The sequence below is a fragment of the Micromonospora echinofusca genome (assembly GCF_017614955.1).
GTDB classification, from domain to species: Bacteria; Actinomycetota; Actinomycetes; order Mycobacteriales; family Micromonosporaceae; genus Micromonospora; species Micromonospora echinofusca_A.
In genome coordinates, this window is sequence record NZ_WVUH01000012.1 from 1 (window position 1) to 15,461 (window position 15,461).

At 71.9% G+C, this 15,461-nt stretch carries 13 protein-coding genes; 3 read left to right on the plus strand and 10 right to left on the minus strand.

Annotated features, from left to right (window positions below):
- Positions 1-37: 37 nt before the first annotated feature.
- The 4 genes from GSF22_RS03135 to GSF22_RS03150 are packed head-to-tail and all read right to left on the minus strand — an operon-like array spanning position 38 to position 4,158.
- A complete protein-coding gene (locus tag GSF22_RS03135; RefSeq protein WP_208811190.1) occupies positions 38-1,180 on the minus strand; it encodes a trans-sulfuration enzyme family protein in 1,143 nt (380 codons plus the stop codon).
- Positions 1,177-2,052 (minus strand): class I SAM-dependent methyltransferase, encoded by an 876-nt coding sequence (locus GSF22_RS03140; RefSeq protein WP_208811191.1) that lies wholly within the window; start codon positions 2,050-2,052, stop codon positions 1,177-1,179. Before GSF22_RS03140 ends, GSF22_RS03135 begins: the two co-directional genes overlap by 4 nt.
- 28 nt (positions 2,053-2,080) lie before the next feature.
- On the minus strand, positions 2,081-3,367 hold the full coding sequence (locus GSF22_RS03145) for an aminotransferase class V-fold PLP-dependent enzyme (RefSeq protein ID WP_208811192.1): 1,287 nt from the start codon (positions 3,365-3,367) through the stop codon (positions 2,081-2,083).
- On the minus strand, positions 3,364-4,158 hold the full coding sequence (locus tag GSF22_RS03150) for a hypothetical protein (RefSeq protein WP_307803687.1): 795 nt from the start codon (positions 4,156-4,158) through the stop codon (positions 3,364-3,366). Before GSF22_RS03150 ends, GSF22_RS03145 begins: the two co-directional genes overlap by 4 nt.
- Positions 4,159-4,763: 605 nt before the next feature.
- On the opposite strand from GSF22_RS03150, the gene GSF22_RS03155 reads away from it, so the two are divergent.
- Together GSF22_RS03155 and GSF22_RS03160 are read left to right on the plus strand one after the other, a co-directional pair.
- Positions 4,764-5,276 carry a hypothetical protein gene (locus GSF22_RS03155; RefSeq protein ID WP_208811193.1) on the plus strand — a complete coding sequence of 171 codons (513 nt, stop codon included), beginning with the start codon at positions 4,764-4,766 and terminating at the stop codon, positions 5,274-5,276.
- Positions 5,277-5,651: 375 nt separating this feature from the next.
- The gene (locus GSF22_RS03160) at positions 5,652-7,025 is read left to right on the plus strand and encodes a helix-turn-helix domain-containing protein (RefSeq protein WP_208811194.1); all 1,374 of its coding nucleotides are present in this window, start codon (positions 5,652-5,654) and stop codon (positions 7,023-7,025) included.
- Positions 7,026-7,076: 51 nt separating this feature from the next.
- Here GSF22_RS03160 and GSF22_RS03165 read toward each other — a convergent pair whose 3' ends face one another.
- The 5 genes from GSF22_RS03165 to GSF22_RS03185 form a co-directional block, all read right to left on the minus strand.
- Positions 7,077-8,054 carry an ATP-binding cassette domain-containing protein gene (locus tag GSF22_RS03165; RefSeq protein ID WP_208811195.1) on the minus strand — a complete coding sequence of 326 codons (978 nt, stop codon included), beginning with the start codon at positions 8,052-8,054 and terminating at the stop codon, positions 7,077-7,079.
- Positions 8,055-8,193: 139 nt separating this feature from the next.
- The gene (locus tag GSF22_RS03170) at positions 8,194-8,802 is read right to left on the minus strand and encodes a DoxX family protein (RefSeq protein WP_208811196.1); all 609 of its coding nucleotides are present in this window, start codon (positions 8,800-8,802) and stop codon (positions 8,194-8,196) included.
- 189 nt (positions 8,803-8,991) lie between these two features.
- Positions 8,992-9,795 carry an SDR family oxidoreductase gene (locus GSF22_RS03175; RefSeq protein ID WP_208811197.1) on the minus strand — a complete coding sequence of 268 codons (804 nt, stop codon included), beginning with the start codon at positions 9,793-9,795 and terminating at the stop codon, positions 8,992-8,994.
- A 168-nt stretch (positions 9,796-9,963) separates the two neighbouring features.
- Positions 9,964-11,526 carry an MFS transporter gene (locus GSF22_RS03180; RefSeq protein WP_208811198.1) on the minus strand — a complete coding sequence of 521 codons (1,563 nt, stop codon included), beginning with the start codon at positions 11,524-11,526 and terminating at the stop codon, positions 9,964-9,966.
- 224 nt (positions 11,527-11,750) lie between these two features.
- Complete coding sequence (locus tag GSF22_RS03185; protein ID WP_208811199.1) at positions 11,751-12,998, minus strand: cytochrome P450; 1,248 nt, start codon at positions 12,996-12,998, stop codon at positions 11,751-11,753.
- Positions 12,999-13,236: 238 nt separating this feature from the next.
- Between GSF22_RS03185 and GSF22_RS03190 the strand changes: the two genes are divergently transcribed.
- A complete protein-coding gene (locus tag GSF22_RS03190) occupies positions 13,237-14,436 on the plus strand; it encodes a serine hydrolase domain-containing protein (protein ID WP_208811200.1) in 1,200 nt (399 codons plus the stop codon).
- Between the two features lie 43 nt (positions 14,437-14,479).
- On the opposite strand, the gene GSF22_RS03195 is transcribed toward GSF22_RS03190, so the two are convergent.
- Positions 14,480-15,370 carry an alpha/beta fold hydrolase gene (locus GSF22_RS03195; protein ID WP_208811201.1) on the minus strand — a complete coding sequence of 297 codons (891 nt, stop codon included), beginning with the start codon at positions 15,368-15,370 and terminating at the stop codon, positions 14,480-14,482.
- Between the last annotated feature and the right edge of the window lie 91 nt (positions 15,371-15,461).

Here is a 15,461-nt window from a genome sequence, read left to right on the forward strand (position 1 = left end):
GGGGCAGCCGGTGGACGGCCGGCTCCGGGGCGGCCGGCTACGGGCGGCCGGCGCGCAACGCGGTGACCAGGTCGGTGACCAGGTCGGCGGGGTCCTCGATGCCCAGGGACAGCCGGATGAGGTTGTCGGTGACCCCCAGCCGCAGCCGGACCTCCCGGGGTACCGGCCGGTGGGTCATCAGGGCGGGACACTCGATCAGCGACCGGACCCCGCCGAGGCTGACCGCGCTGGCGAAGAGGCCGACCCGGCTCATCAGCTTCTCCGGGTCGTGCAGGTACTCGAAGCTGACCAGCGACCCGGGCCGGGTCATCTGCCGGCGGGCCACCTCGTGGCCGGGGTGCCCGGGCAGCCCGGGGTAGTGGATCCGGCCGACGGTCGGCTCGGCGCGCAGCGCGGCGACCACCGCCTCGGCGTTGTCCACCTGGCGGGCGACCCGCAGCGACATCGTCTTCAGCCCCCGGTGCACCAGGAAGCAGTCCAGCGGGCCGGCCATGTTGCCGGCCGTGGTCCGGTACGCCAGGAAGCTGTCGTGCAGCGCCGGGTCGTGGTAGACCAGCGCGCCGCCGAGGACGTCGAGGTGCCCGGCGACGGACTTGGTGGTGCTGTAGAGGCTGACGTCGGCGCCGAGCGCCAGCGGCTGCTGGAGCACCGGGCCGGCGAGGGTGTTGTCCACCACCACCAGCGCGCCGCGCCGGTGCGCCCGCCGGCACACGTCGGCCAGGTCGACCACCTTCAGCAGCGGGTTGCTCGGCGACTCCACCCACACCATGGCGACGTCGTCACCGTCGTCGCCGAGCACCTGCTCGACCACGGCCGGGTCGGACAGGTCGGCGTAGTCGACCCGGATGTCGTACCGGGTGAGCATCGCGAAGAGGGTGTGCGTGCCGCCGTAGACGTCGTCCGAGCTGAGCAGCCGCTGGCCGGGCCGCAGCACCGACACGGCGGTCATCGCGGCGGCCTGCCCGGAGGCGTACACGGTGGCGAACGGGGCGTCCTCGACGGCGGCCAGGGCCCGCTCCAGGTCCTCCCGGGTGGGGTTCTCCCCCCGGCCGTAGAAGTACCGGGGCGGGTCCTGCATGTCCCGTTCGTAGGTCACCGCCAGGTGCAGCGGGGGGACGACGTCCCCGGTGCCGGGTTCGGGGTCCTGGCCGATCCGCACCAGTCGGGTGTCGAACCTCATGCCGGCCCGCCCTCGGCCACCGCCCGCAGACAGAGGCTGACCGAGGGGAGGCTGATGGTGCCGTCGGCGGTGACGAACCGTTCGGCCTCGGCGCGTACCGCGGCCCAGATCTGCGGGTCGTCGACCGATCCGCAGCGGTCGGTCAGCACCTGGCGCATCCGGGGCGGCAGCACGTCCCGGGTGAAGCTGACGAACTCGTCGACCGAGTCGAGCACGAAGGGCACCACGCACTCCTCCACCGCGACCTCGACGAACCCGGCCGCGCGCAGCTCCTCGGCGACCTGCGCCGGATCGGCCATCGAGAACGGTCCGGGCCCGCCGGGCGGCGGCGGGTCCAGGGCCAGCTGCCGGGAGATCACCGCGAAGCCGAGACTGATCATGGGTACCGACGGCGGTGGCCCCCAGACCGCGGCGGCCAGTACGCCACCCGGGCGCAGCAGTCCGGTGATCCGCCGCAGGGTGGCGATCCGGTCGGCGGCGAACATCAGCGCCCACCGGCTCAGCACCACGTCGAAGGCGCCCAGGGGCAGGGTCGCCGTCTCCACGTCCCCGACGGCGAAGTGCAGGTTGTGCCGGTCGGCGGCGGCGCGCTGGGCGGCGGCGATCATCTCCGGGGCCGGGTCGATGGCGAGCACACTGCCGCCCGATCCGACCGCTCCGGCGGCGGTCCGGGCCGGCTCACCGACCCCGGTGCCGACGTCGAGCACCCGGTGGCCGGCGGAGACGCCGCCCAGCTCGATGAGCCGCCGGGTGACCACCCCGGCGCCCCGCTCGAACTGGGGCGCCCAGCGCTGCCACGGGCCGGCTACCGAGTTCCAGATCGTACGCTGCTCGCCGCGGATCGCGGCGACGTCGATCGAGGCCGAGGACATCGCACTACACCTCGTATTCTCTCGCAGGTCACAGGAACCGGGTGTTCGGTTGCTCCGTGGTCCAGAAGCCGGGCCGCACGGTACGCAGGGCGTCGCAGACGCGCTCCAGGTCGCGTTCGGTGTTGTAGACCGCGAACGAGACCCGGACGGTGCCCACCAGGTCGAGGCTGTCCAGGAAGGTGCTGGAGCAGTGCACCCCGCAGCGGACGGCGATGTTGTGCCGGTCCAGGTGACCACCGACGTCGTAGGGGTGCAGCCCGTCGATGGCGAACGACACGATGCCACTGGGGTCGCGGGCCGGGTCGCCGACGACGCGCAGCCCGTCGATGCCGTCGAACGCGTCCACCGCCGCCCGGACCAGGCTCTCGTCGTGCGCCCGGACCGCGTCCCAGCCCAGGTCGGTCAGGTACCGCAGCGCCGCGGCCAGGCCGAGCCCGCCCGCCACGTCCGGGGTACCGGCCTCCAGTCGGGCCGGGACCGGCACGTAGGTCACCGGCTCGGCGAACGAGACCCCCTTCACCGTGCCGCCACCGACCTGGTAGGGCGCCACCTCGACGAGCAGGTCCCGGCGACCGTAGAGCACCCCGGTGCCCATCGGGCCGTACACCTTGTGCCCGGAGAAGCAGTAGAAGTCGGCGTCCAGGTCCCGCACGTCGACCCGGCGGTGGGCGACGGCCTGCGCGCCGTCGACGACGGTGACCACCCCGTGCCGGTGCGCGGCGGCGATCATCTCGCGTACCGGGTTCACCGTGCCGAGCACGTTGGAGACGTGCGCGAACGCCGCGATCCGGACCCGGGGGCCGAGGGCCGCGGTGAAGTCGGCCAGCCGGACCCGGCCGTCGACGGCGACCGGCACCACCACCAGTTCCGCCCCGGCCTCCTCGGCCAGCCGGCGCCAGGGCAGCAGGTTGCTGTTGTGTTCCATGCCGGTGATGACCACCTGGTCGCCCGGTCCGACCAGCCGCCGTCCCACGGTGGCGGCGAGCAGGTTCGTCGCGTCGGTGGTACCCCGGGTGAAGACGATCTCGTCCGGTCCGGCCGCGCCGAGGAACTCCTGGGCCGCCACCCGGGCCTGCTCGAACGCCTCGGTGGAGGCGAGCCCGAGCCGGTGGTAGCCGCGACCGACGTTGCTGTTGATCGTGGTGTAGTAACCGGTGATCGCGTCCAGTACCGCCTGGGGCTTCTGGGTGGTGGCCGCGTTGTCCAGGTAGACCAGTCCGGTGTCCTCCGGCTCGGCCGCCAGGAGCGGGAAGTCGTCCCGGACCGATGTGGTCAGGTGGCGCGGACGGAGTTCGCTGTGCCGCATCTGAGTCATTCCCGCTCCCGGATCTGGAATGCATCGCTGAATCGGTCGATATAGGTGCGCACGAACGGGAACACCTTCTGTTCGGCGTACGGTCGGTCCGGCGGCGGCAGGTAGCCGGGATCGCCGGGCTGCCGCAGCCGACCGTCCGGGCCACGCAGGTGCGGCCCGAAGAAGAACCAGCAGAACTGGCCGAGGTGCTCCGTGAACAGCACGGGGTGCACCTCGTCGGAGTACATGTGCAGATGGCAGTAGGTGGCCTTGAATTCGCCGCGTGGGCCGAAACTGTTGTGGAACATGACGTGGCCGAAGATGTCGTGCACCACCCGGAACAGGTCGTTGTGGGTCAGCTCGACACCGTCCAGCACGACCCCCGACGGCTCCCGCAACGGGTGGAAACCGGCCTCGGCACCGGGTCGGGGTCCGTGTCCGTTGCGGGTCAGGTACAGCCGTAGCCGCCGGGTCCGGCGCACCTCACGGACCAGTTCGGCCGAGTCGCGGTACGGCTGCCCGGGCCCCCGCCAGGGGACGACCTCGACGCCGGCGTCACACAGCGCCTGGTACTGCGCCCGGTTCTCCTGCTTCAGCCGGTCGTAGCGGGCCCGCAGCGTGTCGTCGTACGCCAGCAGGGGTGCCTGGTGGAAGTAGTCCGCCACCTCACGGCAGTAGTCCTCGTCGAGGTGGACCGCCAGTCCGTCCAGTCGTACCAGGGGCACGTCGCGTCGTCGAGGCGACGGTTGCCGGTCGACGTACTCCTGCGCCACACGGAGCAGGTCCGGCTCGGCCGACATGTCCTCCCTCACCACCTCTCCATGCCGCGCGAGCGTCGTGGCAGCGGCGGGCCGGCCCGCCGTCTCGACGACGCACACGACGCGTCCCGGTACGCGGCCGGCCGTCGGACCACCGGCCCGGCGGGTGCCGGCGGTGGCGCACACCGTCGACGGCCACTCTGGCAAGTTATGCCGGCGATGATCCGCCGGCCAGACTTCCGTTAGCCCGAGGAAAGAGGTCCGTCAACGCCACGACGGGGCGCCCCGGGGCGCGTCGGATTGCTGTCACATCGGCCGACCCGGTGATTGACAACAGCCGTTGACACCGTCGGCGGTGGACGGGCTGCCGGCCGGGATCAGGTTGTCATGCCGCGTGGTGGAACATGCCACCCGGCGCGGTCCACCACCTGCACCAAACGGGCATTTCCGCAGGTCGGGCCAGGTATGCCGAGGTCAGCTCAGGAACGTCACAACCATGACATTGATTACCCCATGGTAACAAAGAGCATTCTTCAGTTTGCTATAGCATCGCTGGCCAGGCATCGATTAACCTTCAGCTTGATCTGCACGTCAGGGTCGTCGATGCGGCGCCAGGGGGACACATGCAGCGTCACGGATCGCGTGATCATCCATCGTCAATGGAAGACCATCCGATGTGGGGGGCACTGCCCTGGCTCCACCGGTGCTACGACCGGATCGCGAGCGTGCCCAGCCGGGGGGACCGCGGGGCGGGGCGCGGCGAGCGGACCAACCTCTCCTGGTCCCGTGCCAAGGACCTGGCCGCCGCGATGCTGGACTACGCCAGGTGGAGCGGGGACGAGGACCGGCTCGACTGCGCCATCGCGCTGCTGCGGTACGCGCGGTCGATCGCGCCCTCCGCCGGCCCACCCCGCCGGATCATCGCCACCCAGCTCGGCCTGGCCCTCTACGTCCGCTTCCAGCGCCGGGGGTCACGCAACGACCTCGACGCCGCGGTCGCCGAGCTGTGCCGGGGGCGTGGCCCGCTCGACGATTCCGAAGTGACCGGCAGTGAGGTCCCGACGTCGGAGGTCCGGCTGTTGACCGAGGCGCTGCGCCACCAGGTCCAGGCCGACGAGCACCCGCTCGACCGGGAGCTGGCGACCACTCCGGTGCAGCACACCGCAGCGTGACCGTCGACGCGCGGGCCACCGGCCACCCGGCCCGACCGGCGCAGCCCCGACGGTCGACCCGAGCAGCGCGGACCGGGCAGTCGCCGCCGCGACGGGTACCGGTCCACCGCCCCGGCCGGCCCCCGTGGCCGGCATGGTCCGGCGCGACCCGCCGGACCCCGGGCAGGACACCGGACTCCACCGGCCGCCAACCCGCGCGACGGCCACGGATTCCACGCGCCGGCCCGGAATCGGTAAAAAATGTTGACGAAAGCATGTCAGTGCTTTGTCATACGGGTCATCCTTTTGGGAGACATTCGGCTACTATCGACAACTAGCGGTTTGACAGCCCCGCCTCGCCAACCACTGAGGTCTTTCACCAGGACTGGCATCCTCATGAAGACAGGCTCCGCAGCTTCCGACGCAGGCGCCACGCCGACCCAGTCGTTCGGAACACGCCTGCGCCTTCTACGCCTCGACCGCGGCCTGCGTCAGCGCGATCTGGCCGGTGACAAGATCTCCGTCAGTTACATCTCGTTCCTCGAATCCGACCGCCGGGCTCCCACCGAGCGGGTCATCCGGCAGCTCTCCGAGCGGTTGGGCTGCCGCCCGGAGGAACTGTGGTCCCCGGCGGACTCCCCCGCACCCGAGTCACCCATCCCCGCCGCCGTGGATCTCCGACTCGCCTGGGTCGCCCTGATGGTGGGCCGGTTCGGTGAGGCGGAGAAGACCTTCGAGCGGGTCCGGATCGAGCACGACACCGACAGCGACGAGGTCCGCGAGGCCGAGCTGGGCCTCGCGCACGTCGCCGAGGCGACCGGCCGGGTGAACGAGGCGGTGGCGGGCTTCGAGGCGTACCTCGCCACGGTGGAGCACGGCGACGGCCCGCACCGGCTCGCCGCCACCATGGGCCTGTCCCGTGGACTGGCCCACCTGGACGACACCGAGCGGGCGATCCGGTTCAGCACCGAGGCGTTGGACTACATCCGCCAGATCGGACTGGACATGTCCGACGTGGGTGTCGAGATCCGGGCGATCATCGCCAGCATCCACTGCGACCGGGGCGAACACGTCCTGGCCCGGCAGGCGATCGCCGAGGCGCTGGACATCGCGCCGCAGATCGCCGACCAGCACCGGCTGGCCGACATCTACTGGCAGGCCGGGGCGACCGCGGTCGCCGAGGGCGATCCCGGCCGGGCGTTGGAACTGCTCAACCGGGGTGCCCAACTCGGCGACGGCCGCGACTACCACCGGACCATGGGCATGCTGCGGGCCCTCTACGGTGGTCTGCTGCTGCGCCAGCCACCGACCGACCCGGCGCTGGCCCACGAGATGCTCACCCAGGCCCTGATCGACCTACGCGCCAGCGGCAGCCTGCTGGAGACCGCGCGGTGCCGCAACGACCTGATCTGCGCGCTGCTGATGCTCGGCCGGCCGGCGGAGGCCGACGAGACGGCACAGCGGTTCCTCGCCGACCCCGCCACGCCGACCCCGGAGCGGATCGCCACGCTGATCCTGCGGGCCACCGCCCAGTCCACCCTGGGCGACCTGGACGGCGCTCTGGTCAGCGGTGAGGAGGCCCGCACGGCACTGGAGGACCTGGTGCCCTCGCCCCAGGTGTCGCGGCTCTGGTCCCAGCTCGCCGAGGCGATGACCCAGGCCGGTGACACCCAGGGGGCGATCCTGGCCTACCGCCGCGCCGTGCAGGGCCTCGGCGTGCCACCCGGCCCGGCGATGATGCCCGGTGGGGACGGTTCCCGCCCGCTCTGACCGGGCCGGCCCGACCGGCCCCACGCAGCGCCGGTACCCGGACCGTCCGCGTCAGGCCACCGCCGGTGCCGGCTCCCGGTCGGTCAGGCGCAGGAAGACCTCGTCGAGGGTGGGCCGGCGCAACGCCACGTCCTCGATCACCACCCCGGCCGCGTCGAGTTCCCGGACCACCAGGGGGAGCGTGAAACCGTCGGCCGAGGTGGTGACCCGGACGGTCCGCTCATCGCTGTCGATCACCGGTTCCGCCCCGGTCAGGGCGGCGAGGACGGCTGCCGCGCCGGCCAGCGCGTCCCGCCGGCTGACCACCACCTCGACCCGGGTACCGATGCTGGCCTTGAGGGCGTCCGGGGTGCCCGAGGCGATCGCCCGGCCGTGGTCCACCACCACCACGTGGTCGGCCAGGTGGTCGGCCTCCTCCAGGTACTGGGTGGTCAACAGCACCGTGGTACCCGCCGACACCAGGTCGACGACGTGACCCCACATCTGCTGCCGGCTACGCGGGTCCAGTCCCACGGTGGGCTCGTCGAGGAAGAGTACCGGCGGCGCGACGATCAGACTCGCCAGCAGGTCCAGCCGGCGGCGCATCCCGCCCGAGTACGTGCCCACCAGCTTGTCGGCGGCGGCCAGCAGGTCGAACCGGGCCAGCAGTTCGTCGGCCCGACGGCGGGCGGCCCGGTCACCGAGATGGTGCAACCGGGCGAACATCCACAGGTTCTCCCGACCGGTCAGCCCCTCGTCCACGGCGGCGTGCTGACCCGCCAGGCCGATGTTGCGGCGTACCTGCTCCGGCTGGTCGACCACGTCGAAGCCGGCCACCCGGACCCGACCGGTGTCCGGGGCGGTGAGGGTGGACAGGACCCGGACCGCGGTGGTCTTGCCCGCCCCGTTGGGCCCCAGGACCGCGCACACCGTACCGGCCTGGACGGTCAGGTCCAGCCCGCGCAGCGCGTGGGTCCGGCCGTAGTGCTTGTGCAGGTCGCTGACCTCCACCGCAGCCCCACCGTCGGGGGCGGGTCCGACTGCGCTCATCGCTCCTCCACGGTCGGGTTCGGCGGCACCGGTACCGGCGCCAACGGCGGACGACCGGGCCGGGCAAACCGGTCGGCGTGAACCGACCATGACCCGGTCCCGGTCGTCGGAGCTGGTCCGTCCATCAGGCGGACGTCGCTCATCCGATCTTCGGCGGCGGCGATCCCCAGGTGACGACGACCATGACGAGGGTGATGACGATGGTGGCCGCCAGGGCGACCTTGCGTACCCGGTCACGGGTACGTGCGGAGAGTTTGGCGTGGTCCAGGGAATACTGTCCGGCGCCGGCCAGCAGGAGCACCAGGCCACCGGCGAGGACCGCCAGCTCCCACTCGAAGCCACCGGGCATGAAGAAGCCGACGCTGAGCTTCAGCGAGGTCGACGTCGCCATGGTGATGACCACCAGCGACGCGCCGATCGCGGTGAAGAAGCCGAGCAGCATCGCCAGACCGGCCCCGATCTCCGCGAACGCGAGCAGCCAGGCCATGAACTGGGCCCCACCACCGAAGCCCTTGTCACCGAGGTAGGTGGCCATCTTGGCGGTGTCCCAGCCGGTCCAGGCACCGGAGAGGTTCTGGATGCCGTGCAGCAGGAACGTGCTGCCGATGGCGAGCCGTACGGCGAGCAGGCCGGCGCCCACCCACGGGTCCTGCGCGACGGCATCCCGTGCCGTCACCGACGACGAACTGGCACTGTCTCTGTTGACATCGCCGCCCCAGTGCCCGGGACGGACCGCATCGGTACTCATGATTCCCAAATTACTGAGGGAATGGCCAGCCTAGGGGAATTCTGTCGGTGCGGGGAAAGCGTCGTTCGGAGGACCCGGAAATTGTCCCGACGGGTGGTTGAAAAGCGCCCGCCGCCGACCGGAACCGGGGCTCCGGTCGGCGGCGGGCAGGTGTGTCCGGGGTGGGTGTGTGCGGGACACACCGGTCGGTCAGGAGCCGGCCGCTGCGGACCGGACCTCCGCGTCGACGTCGGTGAGGCCGTACTCGGCGGCGAGGTCGGCCACGGTGATCGTCCGGCCGGCGTGCCGGGACACCTGCGGGTCCTCCAGCAGCGCCCGTACCGCCCGGCCGGGGAACTCGATCGAGTCGCTGCCCGGGGGCGTCCCGCCACCGAAGGCCGCCATGATCGCCTCGGTGCGGGTGAAACCCGGGGACACCGCCAGCGCGGTCACCCCGTGCGGGCGCAGGTCGTGGGCGGCGTCGTGGGCGAGCCGGCTGACGCTGGTCATGGCCAGGTCGTAGAAGAGGTGGTTGGCGATCACCTCGGCGCCGGGCTGCGCCAGACCGGTGAAGACCAGCAGACCCCTACGCTCGATGAGCAGCGGTGCCGCATGCCAGGCCGCCACCAGGTGCCCCCGGACGCCGTTGTCGAACATGTTGCGCCAGTGCTCCAACGGCAACGTCCAGAACGGGCCGCCCCGGAACGGCAGCGCGTTGCCGTTGAAGGCGTTGGCCACCAGCAGGTCGAGCCCGCCGTGCTCGGCCCGGACCCGTTCGAACAGCGCGGCCACCGCCGCGTCGTCGGTGTGGTCGAGGGGTACCGGGATGCCCCGGCCGCCCCGCTCGTCGACCTGCTCGGCGGTGTCCTCGACCGTGCCCGGCAGCTCGGAGTAGCGCCGGTCACGACTCTCCCGGTCGGTCAGGTAGACGGTCGCGCCGGCCTCGGCCAGGACCAGGGCTATCCCCCGGCCCACGCCCCGGGCGGCACCGGTCACCACGGCGACGGTGGTCATCGTTGACTCCTTCCCGCGTCGCCGCCAGGACGCGACGACGCGTTGCAGATCTGTCGAGAATTGACAATAGAAAGAACAGCACAATGGTCGGGGAAACCGGTGACGACCGGCTGTCGACGGCCGGTGCGGACCGGCCGGGCCGCCCCGGGTCGGACGGTCCGCCCCGGATCAGGCAGCGCGCTCCGGGGTGGCCGGGGCCGCATCGGGGGCGGCACCCCGGGTACGGCGCAGCAGCAGCGCACAGAGGACCGCGACGACCACCGCGATCACCGCGCTGGTCACGGCGGCCGCCTGCACCGCCTGGGCGAACGCGTCCCGGGCGGCGGCGGCCAGCTCGGCCCCGAGACCGCCGGGCAGCTGCTCCGCCGCCGCCAGCGCACCACCGAGGGTCCGGCGGGCCGACTCCCCCACCTCGACCGGCAGTCCGCTCACCGTCGTGCCCGACATCAGGTCCCGGTAGACGGCCACCCCGACGGTGCCGAGCAGCGCGATGCCCAACGCGCCACCGAACTCGGTGCCGGCCTCGGAGACCGACGACGCGGCACCGGCCCGCTCCTCGGGTGCTTCGGAGACGATCAGGTCGGTGGCCACGATGTACACCGGCGCCACCCCGAGGAAGAACACCACCGAACCGGCCACCAGCACCGGCAGCCCCGAGCCGGCGCCGACCTGGGCGAGCAGCAGGAACCCGACGGCGGCCACCGCCATGCCGGCCGCCATCACGTACCCCGGCCGGACGAGGCGGACCAGCGCGGGGGCGACCATCGCGCCGACCACGAAGCCGAGCGACGAGGGCACCGTCCAGAGTCCGGCCCGCAGCGGGGAGAGCCCGAGCACCAGTTGGAGGTACTGGGAGATGAGCAGCAGGGACCCGAACGCGACGAAGAAGGCGACGGTGTTGGCGAGCAGCGCGACGCTGAACCCGGGGATGCGGAACAGCCGCAGGTCGATCAGCGGCTCGGCGATCCGACGCTGCCGGCGGACGAACAGCACACCCACCACCAGGCCGACGGCCACCGCCAGGACGGGCAGCCATCCGGGTCCCTCACTGGCGAACCGCTTGATGCCGTAGATCATGGCGAGGACCGCCACCACGGAGAGCAGGGCGCCCGGCAGGTCGAACCGGCCGGCCTGCGGGTTGCGGTACTCCGGGACCAGCACCGGGGCCAGGGTCAGCACCAGCAGCATGACCGGCACCGCGACCAGGAACACCGACCCCCACCAGAAGTGCTGGAGCAGCACCCCGCCCAGCAGCGGCCCGAGCACCCCGCCGAGGGAGAAACTGACCGTCCAGATGCCGATGGCGGTGGTCCGCTGGGCCGGGTCCTGGAACATGTTGCGGATCAACGAGAGCGTCGACGGCATCAGCGTCGCGCCGGCCACCCCGAGCACCGCCCGGCTGGCGATCAGCGCCTCCGCGCTGGTGGCGAAGGCGGCGACCAGGGAGGCGGCACCGAAGGCGGCGGCGCCGGTCAGCAGCAGCCGGCGTCGGCCGATCCGGTCACCGAGGGTACCCATGGTGAGCAGCGCACCGGCGATCAGGAAGCCGTAGATGTCGACGATCCAGAGCAGTTGCGCGCCGCTGGGGCGCAGGTCCGCGCTGAGCTGCGGTACCGCCAGGTTGAGCACGGTCAGGTCCATGGACACCAGCAGGCACGGCAGGGCCAGTACCGCCAGTCCGGTCCACTCCCGACGGCCCGCTCTGGGCGTGGCGGTGGTCGTCGTCTCCATCACCGTCTCCCTGTCTGCTGATCAGCCGTTGATTCCCCGGACAGCACCGGACGGGGCTTCCCCGCCCTGTCGGACACCACCGGCGGCGGCCGGCGTGCTGCGACAAGATGTAGGAGCCTGGTCGCCCTCAGTCGTGGAAGCGTACTGGGCAGAGCGGGAAAAAGGAGTGGAATGACGCGCGGGGACGGCAGAAAATCGCCGTCCCCGCGCGTCACCGTCCGGCCTCAGCCGCCGGTCGGGGTGAAGCTGACCGGCAGCTCGACCAGACTGCGGAACATCGAACTGCGCTGGTAGGAGATGTCAGAGTCGGCGATCTCCAGCCGCACGTTCTCCATCCGGACCAGCCGGTCCAGGGCGGTACGCAGCTCCAGCCGGGCCAGGATCGCGCCCAGGCAGAACCGCATGCCGGCGCCGAAGGACATCACCTGGGTACCGGTGCGGGTGATGTCGAAGCGGTCCGGGTCGTCGAACTTCGCCGGGTCCCGGTTGGCCGCGCCCATCAGGGCGACCACGAAGTCACCCTTGCGCAGCAGCTTCCCGCCCAGCTCGACGTCCACCATGAGGCGGCGGCTGTTGGACTGCACGGCGGAGTCGTAGCGCAGGCCCTCCTCGACGCAGCCGGACACCAGGCTCGGGTCCCGCTTGAGCAGGTCGAGCTGGTCGGGGTTGCGGATCAGCGCCAGCATCGTGTTGGTGATCTGGTTGGTCACCGTGTCGTGGCCGGCGAAGACCACCGAGATGATGGTGCTGACCATCTCGTTCATGGTGACCGGCGGTTCGCCCTTGGCCAGGCTCTCCTCGCGGGCGTCGAGCATCACGCTGATCAGGTCCGGCCCCCGGTGGCTGCCCCGGCTCTCGATGAGGCCCTGGAGGTAGTCGGCGAACGCCCCCATCGCGATGTTGCCCTTGCGGATCTCCTCGTCGTTGGGGATCAGGTCCAGCGTGGGCCCGATGTCGAGCGACCAGGTGCGGACCCCCTCGTAGCCCTCCCGGGGGATGCCGAGCAGCTCGCAGACGAAGGTCAGCGCGAGCGGGGCGGCGAACTCGTTGACCATCTCCATCTCGCCCCGGCGGAACAGCGGGGCGAGCAGTTCGTCGACCACCTCGTCGATCTTCGGCTGGAGCGCCTTCATCCGCTTCGGGGCGAAGACCGGGGTGATCAGACCACGCAGCCGGGCGTGCTTCGGGTCGTCCTCGAAGAACATGGTGTCGCGCATGATCTGCTTGAGCGCGCCCGGACCGATCATCTCCTCCCACCAGTCCCGCACGCTCGCGCAGCCGAACTTGTGGTCGCTCATCACCAGCCGCACGTCCGCGTAGCGGGTGACGTACCAGGTGTCCTCCGCGCCGAGGTGGACCGGGTCGTTCCGCAGCAGCCAGTGGTAGTAGGGGTAGGGGTCCAGCTGGAAACCGGGTTCGAGCGGGTCCAGGCCGGTACGGGGAATCGGGCTCTCCGTGAGCTGGATCGTCATCGTCACCCTCCCGGTGCGTCGCGCCGCCCGCCAGCCCTCACTATCGAAATATATAGCTGTACGGGTGAGCCCAGTACAGGAGCAAACCCGTGCCGGGTCAAGCCTTTCTGGCGGAACGCCGACAGGTTGCCGGGACGGGGGCGGCAAAGAGTGTCACCCACGGGAAAGAAACATATAGCCATCCGCCAGTGATCCTCTATCGTCCTGCCGAAGCGACCGACTACGGAAAGGGGCCACCGTGTCCGACGCCACCCGCGTCACGCTGCCCACGACGCACCGTTCCCCGTACCCCGAACTGGCCCGCCTGCTCGACGCGGTGATCGACGACGCGGTCGGCGAGCAACGGGTGGTCGGCACCGCGGTGCTCGTCGCCCACCGGGGCGAGGTGGTCTACTCCCGCCACGCCGGCTGGGCCGACCGCGAGGCCGGCGTACCGGTCGCCCCGGGGCACGTCTTCCGGTTGGCGAGCATGACCAAACCGGTCGTCTCGGCCGCCGCGCTGGCCCTGGTCGACCGGGGTGCGCTGACCCTGGACACCCCGGTGCACGAGGTACTGCCGTACTTCCGTCCCCGGCTCGCCGACGGTAGCGAGCCGACGATCACGCTGCGCCAGTTGCTGGCCCACACCTCCGGGCTCTCCTACGGCTTCCTGTCCCCCGACAACGAGCCCTACCGCAGCGCGGGGGTGTCCGACGGCGGTGACGCCAGCGGCATCACCCTGACGGAGAACCTGCGCCGGCTGGCCGGTGTACCGCTGATGTTCGCCCCGGACAGCGAGTGGGGGTACTCCCTGGGCACGGACGTGGCCGGGGCGATGGTCGAGGCGGTCACCGGCGAGCCGCTCGCCGACGCGGTGGCCCGGCTGGTCACCGGCCCGCTGGGGATGACCGACACGGCGTTCGTCGCCACCGATCCGGCCCGGCTGACCGCCGCCTACGCCGACCCGGACCGGCCCGGTCGCCCGGCCCGCCGGATGGCCGCCACCGACCAGGTGCCGATGCCGTTCGGCGGTCCGATCCACTACGCCCCGGCCCGGGCCACCGACCCGACCGCGTTCCCGTCCGGCGGGATGGGCATGGTCGGTACCGCCCCCGACTACCTGGCGTTCCTGGAGGCGGTACGCACCGGCGGGGCACCGGTCCTCTCCCCCGCCTCGGCCGAGGCGATCAGCACCGACGCGGTCCCCGGGCACACCGTGCACGTCGGCCCCGGGATGGGCTTCGGGCTGGGCTTCGCGGTGGTCCGCGACCAGCAGGACGCCGGTTCCGTCCGGCCGACCGGCAGCTACGGCTGGGGTGGGGTGTACGGCACCAACGCCTTCGTCGACCCGCACGCCGACCTGAGCGTCGTCGCGTTGACCAACACCGCGCTGGAGGGACTGTTCGGCGCGTACGTCACCGAGGTCGAGACCGCGGTCTACCGGGGGCTGGACGGCTGACCGCGACCCGCTGCCGGTCGCGCCGACAGCGGAGCGACCGGGGTCACGCCGGGGCGGTCGCGGGTACGGCACAGGCCGCCGCGATCGCCTCGGCGAAGCCGACGGGGTTGTCGTCCATCATCGAGTGCCCCGCGTCGGGTACGGCGAAGGTCGGGATGCCGTGCGCGGTGAAGCCGCCGACGTCCACCCGTGACCGGGCCCCGACGATCAGCGCCCGGGGCAGGTCGAGGGCGTAGAGCTGCTCGCGCAGGCCCGGTTCGCGGACCGTACGCAGGGACCGGGCGCTGCGGTGCAGGGCGTACGGGGCGGCGTTGCGTACCGCCGCAGCGAAGGTACCGGCGGTGGCCCCCTCGGTCAGCGACATCTGCTCCAGCATCTCCACCAGGGCCCGGTGTCCCCGGTCGACGAACTCGTCCTCGGTCAGGTCGGCCACGTACGGGCTGAGCACCCCCCGCCCGGTGGGGTTGATCGCCGGTTCGGCGACCACCAGCCGGCCGACCAGGTCCGGTCGGCGTACCGCCAGCACGATGGCCACCGCGCCGCCCATGCTGCTGGCCACCACGGTGCAGCCGCTCAGGCGCAGGTGGTCGAGCAGGTACGCGACGGTCTCCGCGTGTTCCTCCACGGTGTACCCGAACCGGACCGGGCGGTCGCTGAACCCGGCGCCGAGCAGGTCCACCACGATCCACCGACGGTCGCGCAGCCCCGGTTGCGCGGCGGTCTCCGGGAAGTCCGCCGACCCGGCCGAGGCCAGGCCCGGCAGATACACCCCGACCGGTGCTGTGCCGCCGGCCGGGTCGGCCGCCCCCGGTCCGTCGGTGGTCACCCGGGCCGCCCCCGGTCCGCCCGTGGGGACGGTGGTCACCGTCGGCTGCCCGGGCAGGTCGTGGTAGCGCAGCCAGGCCTGGTGGGCCGGTAGCAGCAGGGAGCGCATGCGGTCGTCCTCTCGGATGCTCGGCGGGGGGTCACACGCCCGGGTGCCCGGCGGACGTCTCCCGGTCCTGCGGGAGGTCCGCCGGGCACCC

Coding starts and splice junctions, on each gene's coding strand:
- GSF22_RS03135 (WP_208811190.1), bottom strand. CDS start 1,180: ATGAGGTTCGACACCCGACTGGTGCGGATCGGCCAGGACCCCGAACCC.
- GSF22_RS03185 (WP_208811199.1), bottom strand. CDS start 12,998: ATGACGATCCAGCTCACGGAGAGCCCGATTCCCCGTACCGGCCTGGAC.
- GSF22_RS03155 (WP_208811193.1), top strand. CDS start 4,764: ATGGAAGACCATCCGATGTGGGGGGCACTGCCCTGGCTCCACCGGTGC.
- GSF22_RS03160 (WP_208811194.1), top strand. CDS start 5,652: ATGAAGACAGGCTCCGCAGCTTCCGACGCAGGCGCCACGCCGACCCAG.
- GSF22_RS03195 (WP_208811201.1), bottom strand. CDS start 15,370: ATGCGCTCCCTGCTGCTACCGGCCCACCAGGCCTGGCTGCGCTACCAC.
- GSF22_RS03140 (WP_208811191.1), bottom strand. CDS start 2,052: ATGTCCTCGGCCTCGATCGACGTCGCCGCGATCCGCGGCGAGCAGCGT.
- GSF22_RS03180 (WP_208811198.1), bottom strand. CDS start 11,526: ATGGAGACGACGACCACCGCCACGCCCAGAGCGGGCCGTCGGGAGTGG.
- GSF22_RS03175 (WP_208811197.1), bottom strand. CDS start 9,795: ATGACCACCGTCGCCGTGGTGACCGGTGCCGCCCGGGGCGTGGGCCGG.
- GSF22_RS03165 (WP_208811195.1), bottom strand. CDS start 8,054: ATGAGCGCAGTCGGACCCGCCCCCGACGGTGGGGCTGCGGTGGAGGTC.
- GSF22_RS03145 (WP_208811192.1), bottom strand. CDS start 3,367: ATGACTCAGATGCGGCACAGCGAACTCCGTCCGCGCCACCTGACCACA.
- GSF22_RS03170 (WP_208811196.1), bottom strand. CDS start 8,802: ATGAGTACCGATGCGGTCCGTCCCGGGCACTGGGGCGGCGATGTCAAC.